This window comes from Paraburkholderia sp. LEh10, assembly GCF_017814945.1.
Taxonomy (GTDB): domain Bacteria; phylum Pseudomonadota; class Gammaproteobacteria; order Burkholderiales; family Burkholderiaceae; genus Paraburkholderia.
The window spans coordinates 45,524-63,567 of the sequence record NZ_JAGIPX010000043.1; the positions used below are offsets into that span (position 1 = coordinate 45,524).

General features: G+C 63.1%; 21 protein-coding genes. 11 read left to right on the top strand and 10 right to left on the bottom strand.

From position 1 onward, the window contains the following. Window positions 1-105 precede the first annotated feature (105 nt). Entirely contained in the window at window positions 106-1,947 is a 1,842-nt protein-coding gene (locus tag J8I87_RS29325) for a hybrid sensor histidine kinase/response regulator (RefSeq protein WP_245254244.1), read from the top strand. Between the two features lie 382 nt (window positions 1,948-2,329). Next, window positions 2,330-2,647, top strand: coding sequence for a hypothetical protein (locus J8I87_RS29330; protein WP_209935621.1), 318 nt, complete (start codon window positions 2,330-2,332; stop codon window positions 2,645-2,647). 84 nt (window positions 2,648-2,731) lie between these two features. Here J8I87_RS29330 and J8I87_RS29335 read toward each other — a convergent pair whose 3' ends face one another. From J8I87_RS29335 to J8I87_RS29360, 7 genes are all read right to left on the bottom strand, one after another. Continuing rightward, entirely contained in the window at window positions 2,732-3,484 is a 753-nt protein-coding gene (locus tag J8I87_RS29335; RefSeq protein ID WP_209935623.1) for a response regulator transcription factor, read from the bottom strand. A gap of 653 nt (window positions 3,485-4,137) precedes the next feature. Then, entirely contained in the window at window positions 4,138-4,287 is a 150-nt protein-coding gene (locus J8I87_RS29340) for a hypothetical protein (protein ID WP_209935624.1), read from the bottom strand. Then, window positions 4,265-5,266 (bottom strand): cytochrome d ubiquinol oxidase subunit II, encoded by a 1,002-nt coding sequence (gene cydB, locus J8I87_RS29345; protein ID WP_209935626.1) that lies wholly within the window; start codon window positions 5,264-5,266, stop codon window positions 4,265-4,267. Before cydB ends, J8I87_RS29340 begins: the two co-directional genes overlap by 23 nt. A gap of 27 nt (window positions 5,267-5,293) precedes the next feature. Next, window positions 5,294-6,700 (bottom strand): cytochrome ubiquinol oxidase subunit I, encoded by a 1,407-nt coding sequence (locus J8I87_RS29350; protein ID WP_209935627.1) that lies wholly within the window; start codon window positions 6,698-6,700, stop codon window positions 5,294-5,296. A 776-nt stretch (window positions 6,701-7,476) separates the two neighbouring features. Further along, entirely contained in the window at window positions 7,477-7,611 is a 135-nt protein-coding gene (locus tag J8I87_RS45785) for a hypothetical protein (protein WP_280923111.1), read from the bottom strand. A gap of 249 nt (window positions 7,612-7,860) precedes the next feature. After that, complete coding sequence (locus tag J8I87_RS29355) at window positions 7,861-8,100, bottom strand: hypothetical protein (protein ID WP_209935628.1); 240 nt, start codon at window positions 8,098-8,100, stop codon at window positions 7,861-7,863. Window positions 8,101-8,183: 83 nt separating this feature from the next. Next, window positions 8,184-8,411, bottom strand: coding sequence for a hypothetical protein (locus J8I87_RS29360; protein ID WP_209935629.1), 228 nt, complete (start codon window positions 8,409-8,411; stop codon window positions 8,184-8,186). A 573-nt stretch (window positions 8,412-8,984) separates the two neighbouring features. On the opposite strand from J8I87_RS29360, the gene J8I87_RS29365 reads away from it, so the two are divergent. Then, window positions 8,985-9,347: a hypothetical protein gene (locus J8I87_RS29365; protein ID WP_209935630.1), complete on the top strand. Its 363-nt coding sequence runs from the start codon at window positions 8,985-8,987 to the stop codon at window positions 9,345-9,347. Between the two features lie 323 nt (window positions 9,348-9,670). Here the strand turns inward: J8I87_RS29365 and J8I87_RS46075 are convergent, their stop codons facing one another. The 3 genes from J8I87_RS46075 to J8I87_RS29380 form a co-directional block, all read right to left on the bottom strand. Beyond that, entirely contained in the window at window positions 9,671-10,249 is a 579-nt protein-coding gene (locus tag J8I87_RS46075; protein ID WP_313066626.1) for a LysR family transcriptional regulator, read from the bottom strand. A gap of 126 nt (window positions 10,250-10,375) precedes the next feature. Then, entirely contained in the window at window positions 10,376-11,548 is a 1,173-nt protein-coding gene (locus J8I87_RS29375) for a WD40/YVTN/BNR-like repeat-containing protein (RefSeq protein WP_209935631.1), read from the bottom strand. Between the two features lie 34 nt (window positions 11,549-11,582). After that, window positions 11,583-11,852, bottom strand: coding sequence for a MoaD/ThiS family protein (locus J8I87_RS29380; protein ID WP_209935633.1), 270 nt, complete (start codon window positions 11,850-11,852; stop codon window positions 11,583-11,585). A 373-nt stretch (window positions 11,853-12,225) separates the two neighbouring features. Here J8I87_RS29380 and J8I87_RS29385 point away from each other — a divergent pair, with 373 nt between their 5' ends. From J8I87_RS29385 to cpaB, 8 genes are all read left to right on the top strand, one after another. Next, the gene (locus J8I87_RS29385) at window positions 12,226-12,762 is read left to right on the top strand and encodes a DUF1643 domain-containing protein (protein WP_209935634.1); all 537 of its coding nucleotides are present in this window, start codon (window positions 12,226-12,228) and stop codon (window positions 12,760-12,762) included. Next, window positions 12,763-12,897 carry a hypothetical protein gene (locus J8I87_RS45790; protein WP_280923112.1) on the top strand — a complete coding sequence of 45 codons (135 nt, stop codon included), beginning with the start codon at window positions 12,763-12,765 and terminating at the stop codon, window positions 12,895-12,897. A 1,239-nt stretch (window positions 12,898-14,136) separates the two neighbouring features. Beyond that, window positions 14,137-14,319, top strand: a complete 183-nt coding sequence (locus tag J8I87_RS29390) for a Flp family type IVb pilin (RefSeq protein WP_209935635.1) — start codon at window positions 14,137-14,139, stop codon at window positions 14,317-14,319. 104 nt (window positions 14,320-14,423) lie between these two features. Beyond that, a complete protein-coding gene (locus J8I87_RS29395) occupies window positions 14,424-14,606 on the top strand; it encodes a Flp family type IVb pilin (RefSeq protein ID WP_209935636.1) in 183 nt (60 codons plus the stop codon). Window positions 14,607-14,714: 108 nt separating this feature from the next. Continuing rightward, complete coding sequence (locus J8I87_RS29400) at window positions 14,715-14,903, top strand: Flp family type IVb pilin (protein WP_209935637.1); 189 nt, start codon at window positions 14,715-14,717, stop codon at window positions 14,901-14,903. Between the two features lie 66 nt (window positions 14,904-14,969). Then, on the top strand, window positions 14,970-15,518 hold the full coding sequence (locus tag J8I87_RS29405; RefSeq protein ID WP_209935638.1) for a prepilin peptidase: 549 nt from the start codon (window positions 14,970-14,972) through the stop codon (window positions 15,516-15,518). A 127-nt stretch (window positions 15,519-15,645) separates the two neighbouring features. Further along, window positions 15,646-17,073 carry an ATP-binding protein gene (locus tag J8I87_RS29410; RefSeq protein WP_209935640.1) on the top strand — a complete coding sequence of 476 codons (1,428 nt, stop codon included), beginning with the start codon at window positions 15,646-15,648 and terminating at the stop codon, window positions 17,071-17,073. A gap of 63 nt (window positions 17,074-17,136) precedes the next feature. Continuing rightward, a complete protein-coding gene (cpaB, locus tag J8I87_RS29415; protein WP_209935641.1) occupies window positions 17,137-17,982 on the top strand; it encodes a Flp pilus assembly protein CpaB in 846 nt (281 codons plus the stop codon). Window positions 17,983-18,044 lie beyond the last annotated feature (62 nt).

Here is an 18,044-nt window from a genome sequence, read left to right on the forward strand (position 1 = left end):
GGCCGGCTTTTATTCCCGATGTGATTCAATCGGCGGCGCGACCACAGAAAACGAAACAACCATCGACGGCGGGAGCCGGGCAGCCGGACGCAAAGGAGACCGCGCATGCGGGCCGATCCAATCCAGCGTGCGATCGACGAAGACCTCGTGCGCGTGCTGTACGCGCAGGACCCGATTGCCTTCTTCACGCACTGGTTCTCGATTGCGGTGCTGGTGGCGATCTACTGGAATAACATCCCGCATCCGCATCTTTTCGCGGCCTGCTTCATCTTCTACGGGTTTGCCAACTGCGCGAGCCTGGCGCTGTGGATGTGCAAGCAACGCTGGCCCGAGGCCGTGTCGCCGCGCGCGTGGATCAACCTGCACGCCGCGCGCGGCGCGCTGCTCTACAGCGCGCCGGGGCTGGCGATCTGGTTCGCGTTCCAGAGCCCGCATACCGATCTGCCCATCCTGCACACCGTCATGCTCGTCACGCTCGCTGCGGGCGTGTTCATGTCGAACGGCTTCGACGTGGTGAACTTCGCGACGGCGATTCCTTTTCTGCTGCTGCCCGCGATCGTGCTGCACTTCGGCACGCACACGTTCGACCGCACGATTCTCGCGATCGTCCTCGCGTTCTTCTTCTGCGCGATCAACGTGTACGCGCTCAGCTACCGCAAGCTGTTCCAGCGCGTCGTGCAGGCGCGCGTCGACCAGCAGGCGCTGGCGGAATCGCTTGCCGCGCAAAAGCTCGTGGCCGAGGAAGCAAGCCTCGCGAAGACGCGCTTCTTCGCCGCCGCGAGCCACGACCTGCGCCAGCCGCTGCATGCGATCGGGCTGCTCGCGGCGTCGCTGAACGACCCGTCGGCGACGTCCGCGCAGCATGCGAAGACGGCGAACAACATCGCCAACAACGTCGAGGCGCTAAACCAGCTGTTCAACCAGGTGCTCGACCTCGCGCGGCTGGAAAGCGGCGTCACGCAGGTGATCAGGCTGCATTTCCGGCTCTCGGAACTGTTCGACCGCGTCGGCAACCAGTACTGGCCGCAGGCGGCCGCGAAAGGGCTCGCGCTGCGCATTGCGCCAACGGATGCCGTGATCCACGACGACCCCGTGCTGCTCGAGCGGATTCTCAGCAATCTGCTGTCGAACGCGGTGCGCTACACGGAAGGCGGCGCGATCTGGATGGGCTACCGGCGCGCGGGGCGGCGCGAGGGCGGCTATATCGAAGTGCGCGATTCGGGCATCGGCATTCCGGGGGCGGAGCAGGAGCGCATCTTCGAGGAGTTTTATCAGGTCGCCAATCCGCAGCGCGACGCGCGGCAAGGGCACGGCCTCGGGCTGCCGACCGTCAGGCGGCTCGTCGAGATGCTTGGCGGCACGCTGCAGTTGCGCTCGGCGCCGGGGCGCGGCTCGGTGTTCCGCTTCCCCGTGCGGGCGGGAGACCCCGCGCGGATCGTCGCCGGGCTGAACGACTCGGGTGCGAGCGGCGCGGCGGCGCCCGGACGCCGCGTGCTGTGCATCGACGACGAGCCGGCGATTCTCGAAGGCATTCAGAGCCTGCTCGGACGCTGGGGCTGCGTGGTGCGCGGCGTGCCCGACGAGCGCCACGCGCTTGCCGCCATCGACGAGGGCTTCATGCCCGACGCCGTGCTATGCGACTACCAGCTGGCGAACCACCGGACGGGCGCGCAGGCGCTGGGCGCCGTGCGCGACGCGTTGCGGCGCCGCGGCTGCGAGCACGTCGTCACGCTGCTGATTACGGGCGATATGGCGTCGGTGGAACTGGAGGCGCTCGCGCTGCAAGGCATTCCCGTGCTGCACAAGCCCGTAACGCCCGCGCGGCTGCGCCGCACGCTGGAGATGCTGTGGCAGCAGCCGGGCGTTGCCATGCGCGCTTCGCCCGATCAAGGCCCCGATGGCCGCGCGCCCGGCGCGGTTCAACAGCCGGTGACGACGCGCGGCTGAGCCCGCGTCGGGCAGCATGTCGCCGTCGACCTGACGACGACTGCGCCTGAGCGGCGGACGTCGTATCGAAGCGTGGTCACGTTGGCCGCGTCATTCTGCGTCAATTCCGCCTCCTACCCACCGAACGGCACGGCGATTCCACGACCGCGTCTTCCGCTTCTGCGTCAGCTTTTTTGAGAAGTTTCTGATCGACTGGGGGCGTGTCTGGCTGCTGAAATAAGCCCATTCGCGATAACGGCGGCTGTTCGGGGTCCGGCGTCGCGTGGCGACGGGCAGACGTCACGCCCGTCGCTTCATCCGCTGCCCGCAGCGAAATCCCAGTCAACCTGTCGCGCCCGGCTCGCTTGTGCAGGCGCGGCTATCGAATCATTGAGGTGTAGAAGTGGACGGACATCCTTCCGACAGGCTCGTCGCCGGTGTGCTGCTTGGTGCGCTGGTGACGGCGTCTTTGGTCATCGGCTTGCTGTATCTGGGCATTCCCGCCGGGCGCCACGCAAATATGGCGGCGCGGCTCGGTCTGCCTGTCGGGCTGTCGTGCGCGCTGCTGTTTCCGATGCCGTTGCTGCACCGCACGCTGCTGCGCGAGCGCCGCAGCCAGTTCGTGCTCGACGAAGATCTCAATGCGGTGCTGCTTGGCCGCGTGATCGGCGTGATCGGCGGCGTCGCGCTCGGCGTCACGCTCGCGACTGAACTGCTGTAACGGCGGCGCTTGCTCGCGGCTCCGAAAGGGGGCGCGCCTTTCGGACGGCGGCAATTGGTTGCCGCCGTTTTTCTTCAGGTCACGCTAAAGCGTCTTGCCGGCTTCGAGCCAGCCATTGATGACGGCGATCGCGGTCGCGCGGTTATGCACGCCGAGCGCGCGGAAAATCACGGACAGATGGACCTTGATCGTGCCTTCGGCGACGCCGAGATCGCGCGCGATCATCTTGTTGGTCCAGCCGCGATGCACGAGCCGCATGATCTCCTGCTGACGCGGCGACAGATTTTCCAGCAAATGCTGCTGATGCGGCTGCAGCGCTTCGACACGAACGGCGGCTTCCGCTTCGGGCGGCGCGGCCGTGGTTGCCTGCTGCGCGTTGGCGGCGGCCGTGGCACCTGCCGTCGCGGCGGGTTCCACTGACGCGGCCTCGCGCGTGCCGAGGAGGCTCAGCGCTTCCATCGGCACATACGCACCGCCCGACAGCACCAGTTCGATCGCCTTGAGCATCACGCTGGCCGGCTGGCGCTTCGGCACGAAGCCGAGCGCGCCCGCCGCGAGCACGGCGCGCATCTCGTCCGGCGATTCCTCCGCCGACAGCACGACGACGGGCAGCGCGGGATTGGCCTTCAACAGCGCTTGCAGTGAAGAGGCGCCCGTCATGCCGGGCATATGCAGATCGACGATGGCGAGATCGTGGTTCGCGTCTGGCCTTGCAGCGGCGGCCAGCGTTTCCCAGCTATCGGCCTCGTCGAATATGGCGTCGGGATCGAGTCCGCGCAGCAGACCTTTGACGCCCTGGCGGATCAGTTCATGATCGTCGGCTACAAGAAACTTCATGATGTCTCCGCTCGGCCCTGCCGGTGTTGTGCCCATGTTGTCGGTCGGGACGGCAGCGGACGACGCGCTCCCCGGCGCGCGCCGTCCGTGCGCAAGGCCGCGCCGCGCACGGGGCGTGAGCCGCCCGTTGCGCGCCGCAACCCGCTGCACTCCCTGCGGCCCGACCAGCGGTGGGCCGTCCATGCAGCAACAGCTTGTTTTGCTTGCTACGCCGCGATCATATGCCTGATCGTCGGACGGGTCATGCCCGTTGCGGATCGGCTGCGCCGGCATTGCGACTGGCGCCTGTCTGTCCGCGGCTCGTGGTTCGCGCCGGCCGTCCGGAATGCAACGGCATCGGCGTGAGGTCATCGAGTGGTCGGGTCTCGCTCGCGCCCCGCTGCGGCTTCGCCGGAAAGCCCGGCGCGGTCGTCGCGGTTTGGCGCGTGTGGTTCTTTGGGTTTGTACGGCACTGCATCGGTGGCCGGACGTGCATCGGTGTCGCGGCCTGCTACGTAGACGAGCCTCGCGGAAGGATTTTGAAGGCCGACGGCCGACGAGAAAAGGCCGGGCCTGGGGCTTATGCGCGGCACGAGGCGACGGCCGGTTCGAAGCAGGATCGAGAAGGACGCGACGCGCGCTGCGCATCGGTTGATCGCGCCGCGTCCGGCCATTCAGGTGATGGCAAACAGCGTCGCGTTCATCAGCGCCTTGAACGCATAGCCAACGATCATCGCGCCGCCCACGCCGCCGCACCACAGCGCGATGAACCAGACCCAGCCGGGCAGGCGGCGCGCGGGCTTAGTGGTAGTGGGCGTCGCCATGGCGCACCTTGCCGCGAAAGACCCAGTAGCCGAGCGTCGTGTAGCCGATGATGATCGGGATGATGACGGCCGCGCCGACGAGCGTGAACATCTGGCTCGAACGCGGAGCGGCCGCCTCCCAGAGCGTGACGCTCGACGGAATCGCGTACGGCCACAGGCTCACGAGGAGCCCGACATAGCCGAGCAGCACGAGACCGAGCGCCATCATGAACGGCGTATTGTGATGCCGGTCGCGCACGGCGCGGCGCATGAAGTACGCGCAGATCGCAACGAGGAACGGCACGGGCACGAGGCGCCAGAAGAGACCCGCGTCGAACCAGCGCTGCGCGATGTCGGGTTCCTGCAGCGGCGTCCACAGGCTCACGACGACGATGAAGCCGAGCAGCACGATCGTCAGAGGCCACACGACGCGATGCAGCCGGCGTTGCAGGTCGCCTTCCGTCTTCGCGACGAGCCAGCAGCAGCCGAGCAGCGCGTACGTGACGACGAGCCCGAGGCCCGTCAGCAGCGAGAACGGCGTGAGCCAGCCGAATGCGTCGCCCGAGAAGCGGCCATCGACGACGGGAATGCCTTGCAGGAACGCGCCGAGCGCGACACCCTGGAAGAACGCCGCGCCCGTCGAGCCGCCGATGAACGCGAGATCCCAAAGATGCTTCGTGCGATTTGCCTTCGCGCGGATCTCGAACGATACGCCGCGGAAAATCAGGCACGCGAGCATGAACACGAGGGGCAGATAAAGCGCCGAAAGCACCGTCGAATAGACGACGGGAAACGCCGCGAACAGCCCCGCGCCGCCGAGCACGAGCCACGTTTCGTTGCCGTCCCAGACGGGCGCGACGGTGTTCATCATCAGGTCGCGCTCTTTCTCGTCGGGAAAGAACGGAAACACGATGCCGATGCCCAGATCGAAGCCGTCGAGCACGATATATATGAACAGGCCCAGTGCGATGATCGCGGCCCAGACTACGGTGACATCCATTTTTCTCTCGCTGGTATCGAAGGTGTTTCAGGCGTCGATCATCTGATCGACGGCGGAAAGCGGGCGGCGCGCGGTGCGCTGCGGGCCATCGGGCACGCCGTCCGGCGTCTTGCCCGGCAGCGCGGGGCCCGAGCGCATCAGCTTGAACATGTAATAGATGCCCGTGCCGAACACGAGGAAGTAGATGACGACGAACGCCATCAGCGAAATGCCGACCTGTTGCGCGGAGAGCGGCGACACGGCTTCGACGGTGCGCCTCACGCCGTACACGACCCACGGCTGGCGGCCCACTTCCGTCGTGACCCAGCCCGCGAGCAGCGACAGGAAACCCGTCGGCCCCATCACGATCGCGATGCGGTGGAACCACTTCGCGTCATACAGCTTGCCGCGCCGGCGCAGCGCCCACGCGAGCACCGCGAAGCCGATCATCGCGACGCCGAGACCCGCCATCACGCGGAAGCTCCAGAACACGATCGTCGAATCCGGCCGATCTTCTTTCGGAAAGCTCTTCAGCCCGCGGATCTCGCCGTCCCAGCTATGCGTGAGGATCAGGCTGCCGAGGTGCGGAATCGATACCGCGTACTTGGTCGTTTCTGCCTGCATGTCGGGGATGCCGAACAGGTTCAGCGCGGTGCCGCCTTTCTCCGTGTCCCACAGCCCTTCGATCGCCGCGATCTTCGCGGGCTGGTATTCACGCGTGTTCAGGCCGTGCGCGTCGCCGACGAAGGCCTGCACGGGCGCGAGGACGAGCAGCATCCACAGCGCCATCGAGAACATCTTCTTCACCGCGTTGTCGCGCCGGCCCTTGAGCAGATGCCACGCGCCGACAGCCGCGACCACGAGCGCCGTGACGATGAACGCGGCAATCGCCATGTGCGCGAGACGGTACGGGAACGACGGGTTGAAGATGATCTTGAACCAGTCGACGGGGACGACGCGGTTGTCGACGATATCGAAGCCTTGCGGCGTCTGCATCCAGCTATTGGACGCGAGAATCCAGAACGTCGAGATCAGCGTGCCGATCGCGACCATCAGCGTCGCGCCGAAGTGCGCGCGCGCGCTCACGCGCTGCCAGCCGAACAGCATGATGCCGAGGAAGCCCGCTTCGAGGAAGAACGCCGTCATCACTTCGTACATCAGCAGCGGGCCGGTGACGGGGCCGGCGAACGCGGAGAAGCCCGACCAGTTGGTGCCGAACTCATAGCTCATCACGACGCCCGAGACGACGCCCATGCCGAAGGCCACTGCGAAGATCTTCGACCAGAACAGGCAAAGGTCTTTGTAGTAGGCCTTGCCGGTTTTGAGCCAGCGCCATTCGAGCACGGCGATGAAACTGGCGAGGCCAATGCTGAGCGCCGGAAAGATGATGTGAAACGAGACCGTGAACGCGAACTGCATGCGCGCGAGGTCGAAGGCGGAGATTGCGGTATTCATGTGTCCGAATCCGTAAACAGACAACGCGCGTCGACTGATGTCGGTGCGCACTGCGTCGTGTGCAGATGGAGGCAAGCGTAGGGGATTGCGGGCGGTTTTGCTGCGATGCGAGCTGTGGCGATATGGCACATGCTCGCGCTGCGATGAACGCGTTTTATTGAGATAAATGTTTGATCGAGATCGGATTTTTGTCGTGGCGATCGGCTCGTGTCTTGCGGGCGCTCAAGCGGAAAGTGCGGCAATCGACCGCGTCGCAGCACGCTGCGTGTGACGGTTGCGCGACGGTTTGCCTATCGGCGTCCGAAACAGACAGGCCGTAAGCGTTCGCACGCTTGCGGCCTGTTGTCGCGGATGATCGAAACCGCTTGCGCGTCAGGCGGGATCGGATCACAGACAGCCGCCCGTCGCTCAGTTCTCACGTTTGACGTGCATCCGCGAAGCGGTATGCATCGCGCAGATATGCGAGCGCCGTTCTCGATTGCTCATCGACCTGTTGGAATCGGCGCGCGGCTTCGTTATGCCGCGCAGCGTAGGGGCGCTGGGCATCTTTGACCGGGCAGGGTTGGGTTGACCCGTTCGAGACGAGCGCAAATCTGCCTCGTGGAAAAGGTCGTCGCCAGCAATGATCGAAGCCGGCGCTTGAGTGGCGCTCGCCTGTTTAGCGCGGATGATCCATGCGCGGAGTGAGCCTCGTTGATCTGATAGCTCGCGAATGGGCACTCTTCTCTCATCTCCTCACGCACCAGGGCACCGCAAAAACTTCGGGAAAGGGCCGCTCAGAACAGACCATGCAACAGGCCCCTGATCTGTTGGATCAACAGATCTGTTACTCCCATCGCTTCGGTTGCGAAATAGCACACGCCACCCACCAGGACGAGTGCTATCAAACCCATCTTCAAATCGTCGCTCATCGCGCCTCCCATTTCCTACTACCCCCGGGATTTGGGATGGTCCAAAAACATATTGTTTCTGAAAGTATGTAAGTGGCAAGTAGTCGTTGCTGTACGGTACCTCACACATTGGAAAGCTGGGGTATGCGTTCGCACATGCCGACCGCTCTTGATCGTGGATTGAAACGATTTTGAGGGCGCCGCGTTGGCGTGGAATGATCTCGCAGGCTCGGACACCGCTTTCTCTCGCCTCGCGCTCGCAGACCTGGGTCACTGACGACGGCGATCGTTGTGCTGATCGGCCTCCAGGCGCTCGTCACGCTGATGTTGTTCGGCACGCAAACCGATCGCGGGATATGAGCGCCTCAATATGCGCGGCGACTCTGCAGCGGAACCGATGGTAACGGGCTGACGAGCGGCGGCGCGGTGATCACGCTCGTTGCGGGTGCAATCAGTCGGCGCGATGACGGCGTTCGTTTCAAAGTGCCGACGAATTCCATCCGTATTCACGGAAATTGCGTCCGGTATGTGCGCGAGAGGAGCCGAATCTTCTTGTCCATGTTGCCGATCTGATTTTATGGTCACAGGTCGAGCTATTCGTTATCGAATGCGATCGACACAAGCAGCAGCAAAATGGACGACCAGATGAACAGATCGCCGAACAGATTGGACGTGCCAAAGCCAGCGCCTGCCATTGCGCTTGAAAGCAAGAAAGCGAGCTCGCTCATCATGAGCACAGCATGATGAGGGTTGCATTGCGTCGCTTTGCTTCTGCTTTTTTCGCGTCGCTGTACATCATCGAGTAAGCAAAAAAGAGTCATCGATTTCCGCATTCGCGTGAATGTGAATGTTTCCACGTGCGCGCGGGGCGTGTCCGTGCGCGAACGCATACAGCGTCGTATCGAAAGTGACTTTCATGATGTTCCCGAGGGCGGGTATCAGTAAGGCAAGATCCGGCCAGGAGCGGTCGTCCCAACGCGTTCTCACGCGGTGATTCGAAAGTCAGCTGCTTTCCCGACAACGGGCATATAAGCCGTCGATCCTCTAACTCTCGCGGCGAGAAGCTTCTCTCTGCTGGATAGGCAACTGACTATTGCCGGCGCTCTCAACGTCAGTTCGTTGTTGAAGGAAGCGATCCGCGTCCAAGCCTCGTTGAGACTCGCTGGGGTTTTGGGCGGGCTGGGGTTCCGGCGCGGCATGCCCCAGCTGGCAGATGTCAGGGGGCCGGGGTAGGCCTGGCGCACTATTTATTCGTATGAACGCGCGTTGCCGCACATTGGGCCCGCGAGCGGGCCCCTAGACTCCCTCTCGGACGGCGTGGAAATGAGCGCTTCGAAATAGGCGCCGGCCCCGTTCACAACATGACCGAAAGAATCCAACGCACGGGGGAGCACATGGAACTCTTTGGATTCGGCGCCAGGAAAGAGCACACGCTGGCTAGTTTGAAACGCAGGGCGAAGGTTGGGGCGACCCTCACGATGCTCGCCAACAACCTCAGTGGCACCAATACGCCCATGCCCCACCCGATCATTGGAGCACCGCGCCGCGTGCTTGTCGCGAGTCGCGACGGCCTCGGCTTCGATCCGAACGGCCCCGGCGGCAAAGACAACGCCGTGTTCGTCTGGCCTCAGGAGCGTCAGGAACGGTCTCTCGGGATGAGGCTGAACCCCTCAGGCACCCTCGCGGGATTTGTGGATGACGACACCTTCGTAGTCGACTACGCGATTTATTACAGCGTGTTTCGGTTAGACGCCTGAGCCCGGCGACACGCCAGAAGGGCCAAACCACAGGTAACGCGAGCGGCTGGCGCGCCCAGGCTCAGGATGGTGGCGCACAGCCGGCTCACGCGCGCGGTGAGGTCAGGACGGTGGCCCCCAGTTACGGCCGCTCTCGTTCTTGACTCTTTAGTCGCTTGCAAAAGCGGCGCATGCGGTGGTGTACTCCGCCGTTGTCGATCCACCTACTGATACGGCTGTCTAGCGGATACTCCGTGGAAGAGCTTGCGAGCCCGCTCCCGTTGCACTTCGGTTAGATCGTCAGATCTGACTCCTGCACAATGGGCTCGCGGCGATCGACCAGTTCAAGTCAGATTCGCAGTTCCGGATAACGCTTTGCCGCGCCCACGTCCTGCAGGATCGCGCGCGCCCATCGATGCACCGTCTCGCCAATTCGTCGTCAGTGAGACGCGCCGCGTCGTGCGAAGCAGCAGCTTCACGCCGAGCGGCTTTTCCAGCAGGGCGATGCGCTTGCTTACATGCGAGGTGCCGAAGGCTTGCGCAGCCGCGACGAAGCTCAGTCGCGGGCCGACTTCGCAGAAGCGCTGTAGGGGGGATGCGCACCTGGGCGCGGCGTTCGCACCGTCGTCAGGCCGCTTCAGTGGTGGCTGGTTGAGCGAGGGTGACCTGATGCGACCAGACATTGTCGGGGCACGTTCACAAGTTCCACGCCACTTGGCGTGGCATGGAGCTCGGCCCGGAAGCGTCATTCGACAAGCGTTTTTACGTCGGCTCCATCCGGTAGACAAGGCCGTTCGATTGGCGAAGACGAACTGCTTCTTTCGCCAAAAGCTGACTCTCGCGCAAGGGCGTCCGCGAGACTGCTCGTGCTGGTCAGGCGCCCGACTGTCTGGCTTGACGCACGCCGGCGCATCTATGCCCATCGTTCGTCGACATCGGACAAGGCGAACTGCACAAGGTGGTTCGCTGGCGCGTAGGGCTCGAAGTGTCGATCCATCACGCCGATGGGAACGTAGGCGGTTCAACAGACACTGACCCGCTCCACGCCCTCATCCAAACCGAACGCAGTAAACAGGCGGCAAATGCGCTGAAATCAGATGCCAGCTTTCGCCGCCGTTATCGGACGTCCATAACGCGCCAGTGGTCGATCCCATCGCGAGGCGCATGCCGGAGTCATCCACGGCGAGCCCGTGGCGATACACGAGATCATACGCGGGTGCAGGCGGCAATCCGTTTGAGAAGCGCTCGAACGTGCGGCCGCCGTCGCGTGTGCGCGTTACGACGAACTGGCCATCCACCGGGATGCGGCACTGATCTTTTACGGCAGGTACGAACCACGCGGTGTCGGGCTCGCGCGGATGCACGGCAACCGCGAAGCCAAAGCTCGATGGTTGCGCTTCGACCCGCTGCCAGTGCGCCGCGCCGTCGGTCGAGCGAAAGATCGCGCAGTGATGTTGCGTCCACAGTGCGTCCGGGCTTGCCGGGCATTGCACGACGCGGTGCGGGTCTTGCACGTTGGCATCGCCGCGCCGCTCGGGCGGCATGTAGTCGGCCTCCATGCCGTCCGCACTCACGCGCCAGGTCGCGCCGCCGTCATCGGTTTGCCAGACGCCGCCGCACGACACACCAATCGTAACGTGCTGGCTGTCGCGCGGATCGACCATCACGGAATGGATGCCCGGCGCGTCGTAGCCGCCTCCGAACCATTCGCAACGCTCCGGACGATCCCACAGCGCGCGGTTGAGCGCCCATGTGTCGCCGCCATCGTCGGAACGGAAAAGGCCGCCTGGAATCGTACCGGCCCACAAGACGCCCGGCTCGTCCGGGCCGCCGGTTTCAAGCGACCAGATTTGCTGAAGCGTCCAGGGTGGGACGGGCGGGCCTGGTGCGGCGGCGCTCGCATTGTCCGCGCTGCTGTCTGCCCCCGCGCGCGCACTGGCGTTCGAACCGTCACCGGTAAGCGTCTCGTCTGCACGCTGCAGCGGATAAACGGGAACCGCGCACTCCTCCCAATCCGTCATGCCCACGCGCCGGCGATGCAGCTTCACGCCAAAGTGGCCGAGATTGAGCGCGGCATATAGCGATCCGTCGCGCGGATCCGACAGCACCATGCTCACCGGCTCGCCGACGAAATGCGGCTCACCGAGCTCCCAGCCGCCCTTGCCACCGGCTTGCAAGACGAACAGCCCCTTGCGGGTTGCGACAAGCAATCGATCGCTCATGTCGGGTGTCTCCCCGGATACGAATGGAACCATCCTATCCGCCCGACAGCGCCTGTACGACGTAAACGCGGCTTTGCTCGCCGAGAGCATCTGACATATGTTGTCGGTCGCGTAGCCGCCGGCCGTCGACAAAGACAGCGAGATGCCGCCGCAGTGAGCCCTGATCGTCGAGGATGTAGCCGCGCAGTCGAGGTTGCGCGGCGAAGACGGCCTCGAGCGCTTCGCCGAGCGTGCGCGCGTCGATCTCGAGCTCGGGCGTTGCAATATGCCGCTGAATCGAAGCAGCAAAGAAAATATGCGCCATGGCGGGATAGCGGCGCGGGAATGGCCGTGTCCGCTGGTTCTATAGTTTAGGCGATACGCCGTGTACGTCGAGGTATCGCCAAACACCAGACGATAGCTCGCGGTACATTCCCTGGCGGCTTGATTCACTGCCGTTCACATGGCGACGAGGCGAGGGCAACCCCCAACCCCGGTAACCGATTCAATCATCCGAGGTCATCACGCGGGCCCCGTGCGCTCATCCTGGTCATGACGTCTGCGCAGAACGGGTTGGCAAGGTGCTCACGTCGCCGACGATGACGCAGGTCAGCACCCCCGGCGGGACGAAGCGCATCGTCGAGCCGCGCGTGCGGTGCGTGGAGAGATGCCTGCATTTGCGTTGGGAGGGCTGTGAGATGCAATACCTGACCGACTCCCGACTGACTGGCGAGCGCGGCTGCATTCTGAGCGACTGCGGCGCCTACCGGTACCGGCTGTGGCGCGAGTGGGACAAGACCCGCCCGACGATTGCCTTCCTGATGCTGAACCCGTCGACGGCTGACCACCTGTCGGACGATCCGACGATCACGCGCTGCATGTCGCGCGCGATCGCGGGCAAGTACGGTCGTCTCGAAGTGGCCAATCTCTTCCCGCTACGCGCCACCGATCCAGACGAGTTGCTGACGCACCCGGTTCCGCTCGGCCCGACGCGCGGCGGCGTTACGGCCGATAGCGCAATTCTCGACACGCTCGAGCAGGCGCGCACCATCGTCTGCGCATGGGGAGCGCACACGGCGGCACACGTGCGCGCGGCGGAAGTCATGCGCGTGATCGCGATGGCCGGATACGGCAACAAGCTGTACCACCTCGGCCTCAACAGGGACGGCAGCCCGAAACACCCGCTTTATATCGCCGCGAGCACGCGGCCGAAGCTTTTCATCATAGAGCGATAGATGTCGGCGCAACGCAGCCCGGTGTTGAGCTTTGCACAGGCCATCTTTGGCGAACACTCGCCGCATCGTCGGACGCTGCGGAACTGGATCAACAACGGCAAGATCAGGCCCATGCCGATCGAGGTCGGATGCTGATACTTCTGATCCGGTTGTCGTGATCGCGGACGTTTTGTCAGACGACGCCAGAAGCGCGTTCCCGCGATATGCCACAGGCCGTGCCGGGCTTCGCTCCAGACGCTTGCGACCCATCGCCGGATTAGGCCGGACGTTGCGGTTGATACTGCTTATTCCGCCACAACGACCTTGAATATTCGGCGACCAATAGCTGCTTTCTGTCGCTAGCCTTACCTCTCCTTTTCTATCGCCAGACTTCGGGGTCTGCCCTTGTCACCAATCTCCGACTCCGATGACACGCTAATCATGCCAAGTTGACTAAATCCACCCGACGTTTCAATGACGTAACAGTTTTCGACGGAAAAATGGGGCATCTCATGCGTTAGCCGCCACGGCACATCATCCGCGTTTCTCCTGATAAAACACCTAAAGCCCGACGGTCTCCCCGCCAAGTCGATTCATGTCGCAATTCCCGATTTTCCCTTTGCCAGCGGGGTTATGGTCATTTTTCCCAATTATTAATAAACAACTGACGAAAGGTAAGTGATGCATCATTTTCGTAACAAAATGTGACCGTCATGCCTGTCGAGTTTTTTGCCTGATAAATGACGCCCGATCTCGCACCTCTTCAAGGGCTCGTTGTCGGCCAACCCTGCTCCAGCAAGGCCAACACGGCGAGGTGGGTCAGGTACCGCTTCCCGACGCGACAGCAAAGCGGAGCACCGCAGCCGGCCCTTTCTTGCGTCGCGGTGAAGCGCTTTTCCTGAATCTCTGGTGTGAAGTGTTTTTCAAAGGCGAAACATTTTTTTAAATGTGGGCGCTGCCGATCCTTTGGTCGTCTGAACAAAGCCAATGTCATCAAGGCTGTTTCACCACCTGGCACGTCTCTGGCTATATACCCCGCCACGGCGGTGCACCCAGCAGGACGGAGCGCCCCGGCTTCAGGCGTCGCAGAACAGCTGACGGGGGATTCTGTCTGCCGCGCATGAGACTTCGGCAGAGCGGCTCTGTATGAGCAGCATTGACGAAGGCAGGAAGCGGCGAACGGCCACTAGCCGTTAATGCGGTTTCCTGAAGAGTAGTGGCGTTGGGGGAGGGGGCGTGCTGAGGCGCAATCTCGAGGCGATGTGCTCCAGTACCGAACCGGTCAGCCAGGCCATAACCGGCTGTGCAATTGGCAGCCTTCACCAATGTCCGGTCCCGCAGCGGGCATGTTTAGCGTACCTGAGTAAAACAAACTTCTTTTTTAAGGAGCTTCAAATGCAAAAAACTCTCGACCTGATCCGTGCCTTTGCGCGTGAAGAAGACGGTGTGACGGCGATCGAATATGGTCTGCTGGCTGCGTTGATCGCGGTGGCGATCGTCGCCGGTGCTGGTTTGGTCGGTACCAACCTCAATGCGATGTTCAACAGCATCGGGAACAAGTTGGCGGTCACAGCGTAAGCTGCCAACCGGCGCAGGCGGAGCTGCCGCGTAGTCGCACTCGACGGCTCCGCTATTGCACCGGAAGTGAGTGCAGAAACCTAAATGTCCTGGGGGAATGAAAAATGCAAAAAGTTCTGGACCTGATCCGTGCCTTGGCGCGTGAAGAAGACGGTGTGACGGCGATCGAATATGGTCTGCTGGCTGCGTTGATCGCGGTGGCGATCGTCGTCGGTGCTACTGCGGTCGGTACCAACCTCAATGCGATGTTCAACAGCATCGCGGGCGCGTTGAACGTCACAGCGTAAGCTGCTCAACCGGCGCAGGAGAGCCGTCGAATATTCGCAGTCGACGGCTCCGTTATTGTCACCGGAATGAGTGCAGAAGAACCAGACGACGTCGTGGGGGAAAGAAAAATGGAAAAAGCGCTCGGCCAAATCCATGCCTTTATGCGCAAAGAAGATGGTGTAACGGCGATCGAATACGGCCTGCTCGCGGCTTTGATCGCAGTGGCCATCATCGGCGGCGCGACGGCCGTCGGCGGGGGGCTAAACCAGTTTTTCACCGGTCTCGGTAACTGGTTTGGCGGCGTCACGGTTCCTTAAAAACCATAACTGGTCGATTCATCCTCTATCGAGGATCGGTCGAGCAAGTACAAACGGGGAAACTCCATGAACGCGTTTGAATTTCCTGTCGGCGAATGCCTGTTGGGTCTGGTCGGAGCAGCTGCGGGCATGGACCTGCATACGCGGCGCATTCCGAATGTGCTGGTGCTCATTGGACTTGCGCTGGCTCTGGCGGTGCAGTGGGGGCTGCATGGAGCGGTCGATGGCAGTGGCCGCTGGATCCTGGGGTTGCTCACCGGGGGAGGCCTGTTTCTGCCGTTCTATCTGTTGCGCGGCATGGGTGCAGGCGACGTAAAACTGATGGCGGCCGTAGGCGCGTTCGTCGAACCGGAGATGGCGATGCAGATTGCGTTCATGACCTGGGTCATTGGCGGCATCTGGGCGCTGGCCGTGGTTGTCTTCAGGGGCGCCGTGAAGTCCGTCGGCGCCAATATGCTGGCGATGCTGCTTTCGAGGGGCGGCCAGTACGGCAGTCTGCCAGTAACAACAAAGGGCGCCGCACTGCCTTCTGTGGGGTCGCTGCCGTACGGCGTGGCCATTGCCCTTGGCACGTTGAGCATCATGTTCATGCACGCGGCGCGGGTCATCGGCTGACGGCCGGATTCACATAAGAGAAGAGCCCACACCGAGGGGCAACAGGGCAAAAGAAAGCAAGGACAACAGAACACGCAGCAGACAGAAGAGACTTCGCGCAATGCGCGGGACCAATCGGGGGTACAACGTGAAAGACGAACAACAAGCAGCGCCGCAGGCATCGGCAGATGTGACGCGTCTTCACGACGCCAGCCGCGCACGCGTGAACGGGGATGGCGCGGAAACGGCTCTCGTAGCACGCGCGCCGCGCACCATTGCCGACACCGGACTCGATCAGAACCTGCTGCTCGAACTGGTGGCTAAAACGGCTCATCTTCTTGGCAAGGTGTCGCTGTCGCAACTGTCGCAGCGTCTCAAGCTAAGTATCAGCGTGCTGGAAAGCGTGACGGCCTTCGCGGTGCGCGAACGGGTGATGGAAGTCGTGCGGCGAGGCGCGACCGACATCGACGTCGAGCTTCAGTTGACGGACGGCGGACGTCAGCGGGCGTCCGAATTCATCGCCCGCTGCCGTTACGTCGGCCCTGCGCCCGTTTCCCTTGCAGCGTACGAAGCATCGCTGCGTCGGCAGACGATCCGGCAGATGCAGGTCACGCGTACCGGCGTGCGGGCGGCGTTTGCCGGTTTGATGATCAAGTCTGCACTGATCGATGAGATCGGCGGCGCGGTCAACAGCGGCAAACCGGTCATTTTCTTCGGCCCGCCCGGCAGTGGAAAAACTTCGCTTGCCGAACGATTGAAGCGGCTGCTGCCCGGCCTCGTGGCTGTGCCGTATGCGATCGTCGTCGAGAACGAGATCATCCAGATCTTCGACCCGCTCATACATGAGCCGCAAGAGACGGGATCGCCCGATGGGCTGCTGGATGCGCCTTCCGACGCCCGCTGGCAGATTTGCCGCCGGCCTACGGTGATGTCCGGCGGCGAGCTCACGCTCGACATGCTCGAACTGCGCTACGACGCCGCGAGCGGCTTTTACCAGGCGCCGCCGCATGTGAAGGCGAACGGCGGCCTGTATGTGGTCGACGACCTCGGCCGACAGCGCGTCGAGCCGGCCGAACTGCTCAACCGTTGGATCGTGCCGTTCGACCGCGGGCTCGACATGCTCACGCTGCATACCGGTTTGCGCTTCTCGCTGCCGTTCGATGTGTGGGTGGCGTTCTCGAGCAACATCGCGCCAGGGGATCTCGGCGACGAAGCCTTCTTTCGAAGGCTCGGCTGCAAGCTCTACATAGGCCCGCTGGATGTGACCGAGTATCGCGCCGTCTATGAGTTACGTTGCCGCGAGCTTGCGCTGGCATCGGACGACGACGCATTCGACTACCTCGTCCATCACCTGCACATGACGTCGGGCCGGCCATTGCTCGCGTGTTACCCGGGCGACCTGCTGCGCATCGTGCTCGCCAACGCGCGTTACCAGGAGCAGGCCGCCGTCGTGGACGGGCCGAGCTTGCTAAGGGCGTGGAACAGTTATTTCGCCGTGACGGGCGAGCACGAGAGTCCGCCGCCGGCACAGGGCGTCGGCACGGAGTGGAACGCAAAAAAAATCGCGGCCGGTTAAATGACCGGTTAAGCGGCCGGAAATTCTAGTTCGAACACAGGTCAGGCATCAGGGAGAGCTGTCATGAAGAACGTACGTGCGTTGGTGATGTTGGTGGTCGCTGCAATCGCCGGGCTCGGCGCAGTGGCAATGGCATCGAGGTGGCTGCTCGACCGGTCGTCTGGCATGACCGCCAAGGTCGCTGTCGCGGCCGTCGACATCAATCTGGGTCAACGCCTGAACTCCGAGTTCATCAAGATGGTGGACTGGCCATCGGGCAGCGTGCCGCCCGGCGCGTTTACCGATGAGCAGAAACTCGACGGGCGCGTGATGAAAAACAGCGTGTTGCGCGGCGAGCCGATTCTCGACGGCAAGCTCACGCCCGTCGGCACGGTGGGCGGTCTGTCGGCCGTGATCGCGGAAGGCCGCCGTGCGATCACCGTGCGGGTGAACGACGTGATCGGCGTCGCGGGCTTCGCGCTACCCGGCAACTACGTCGACATCATCGTCAGCACGCAGCAGGACAAGGGCAGTGACAAGAGTGCGAACAAGGACGAAAACATTTCGAAGATCGTGCTCGAGAAGATTCTGGTGCTCGCGGTTGCGCAGGAAGTGGGACGCGACGAGACCAAGCCCAAGGTCGTCAATGCCGTGACGCTCGAAGTTACGCCCGAGCAGGCAGAAAAACTCGATCTCGCGCGTAGCGTCGGCACGCTATCACTGGTGCTGCGCAACCAGGTCGATACCGCGACATTGCAAACCGACGGTGCCACGAAGTTCACGCTGCTCGGCACACCCGCAGCGCCTGCTTCCGCTCCTGCGGCGCGTCCCGTGCGGCAGGTGCGTACGCACTACGCGGCGCGTCCGGCCGTGCGGCAAGACTGCGTAGGCGTGCTATCGGGCGTGCTCGGCAGTCTCGAATGTTTCTAGAACGGCTTTAGCGGCGTCTGACAGGTGCGCTGCGGCCGGCAACGACAAGGCAGAAACGCAAG

What these genes read in the sequence shown, in the direction of transcription:
- J8I87_RS29390 (WP_209935635.1), top strand. Translation starts at nt 14,137, where the DNA reads ATGCAAAAAACTCTCGACCTGATCCGTGCCTTTGCGCGTGAAGAAGAC.
- J8I87_RS29325 (WP_245254244.1), top strand. Translation starts at nt 106, where the DNA reads ATGCGGGCCGATCCAATCCAGCGTGCGATCGACGAAGACCTCGTGCGC.
- J8I87_RS29335 (WP_209935623.1), bottom strand. Translation starts at nt 3,484, where the DNA reads ATGAAGTTTCTTGTAGCCGACGATCATGAACTGATCCGCCAGGGCGTC.
- cpaB (WP_209935641.1), top strand. Translation starts at nt 17,137, where the DNA reads ATGAAGAACGTACGTGCGTTGGTGATGTTGGTGGTCGCTGCAATCGCC.
- J8I87_RS29400 (WP_209935637.1), top strand. Translation starts at nt 14,715, where the DNA reads ATGGAAAAAGCGCTCGGCCAAATCCATGCCTTTATGCGCAAAGAAGAT.
- J8I87_RS29375 (WP_209935631.1), bottom strand. Translation starts at nt 11,548, where the DNA reads ATGAGCGATCGATTGCTTGTCGCAACCCGCAAGGGGCTGTTCGTCTTG.
- J8I87_RS29350 (WP_209935627.1), bottom strand. Translation starts at nt 6,700, where the DNA reads ATGAATACCGCAATCTCCGCCTTCGACCTCGCGCGCATGCAGTTCGCG.
- J8I87_RS29340 (WP_209935624.1), bottom strand. Translation starts at nt 4,287, where the DNA reads ATGGCGACGCCCACTACCACTAAGCCCGCGCGCCGCCTGCCCGGCTGG.
- J8I87_RS29385 (WP_209935634.1), top strand. Translation starts at nt 12,226, where the DNA reads ATGCAATACCTGACCGACTCCCGACTGACTGGCGAGCGCGGCTGCATT.
- J8I87_RS46075 (WP_313066626.1), bottom strand. Translation starts at nt 10,249, where the DNA reads ATGGGCATAGATGCGCCGGCGTGCGTCAAGCCAGACAGTCGGGCGCCT.
- J8I87_RS45785 (WP_280923111.1), bottom strand. Translation starts at nt 7,611, where the DNA reads ATGAGCGACGATTTGAAGATGGGTTTGATAGCACTCGTCCTGGTGGGT.
- J8I87_RS29395 (WP_209935636.1), top strand. Translation starts at nt 14,424, where the DNA reads ATGCAAAAAGTTCTGGACCTGATCCGTGCCTTGGCGCGTGAAGAAGAC.
- cydB (WP_209935626.1), bottom strand. Translation starts at nt 5,266, where the DNA reads ATGGATGTCACCGTAGTCTGGGCCGCGATCATCGCACTGGGCCTGTTC.
- J8I87_RS45790 (WP_280923112.1), top strand. Translation starts at nt 12,763, where the DNA reads ATGTCGGCGCAACGCAGCCCGGTGTTGAGCTTTGCACAGGCCATCTTT.
- J8I87_RS29360 (WP_209935629.1), bottom strand. Translation starts at nt 8,411, where the DNA reads ATGACTCTTTTTTGCTTACTCGATGATGTACAGCGACGCGAAAAAAGC.
- J8I87_RS29380 (WP_209935633.1), bottom strand. Translation starts at nt 11,852, where the DNA reads ATGGCGCATATTTTCTTTGCTGCTTCGATTCAGCGGCATATTGCAACG.
- J8I87_RS29365 (WP_209935630.1), top strand. Translation starts at nt 8,985, where the DNA reads ATGGAACTCTTTGGATTCGGCGCCAGGAAAGAGCACACGCTGGCTAGT.
- J8I87_RS29405 (WP_209935638.1), top strand. Translation starts at nt 14,970, where the DNA reads ATGAACGCGTTTGAATTTCCTGTCGGCGAATGCCTGTTGGGTCTGGTC.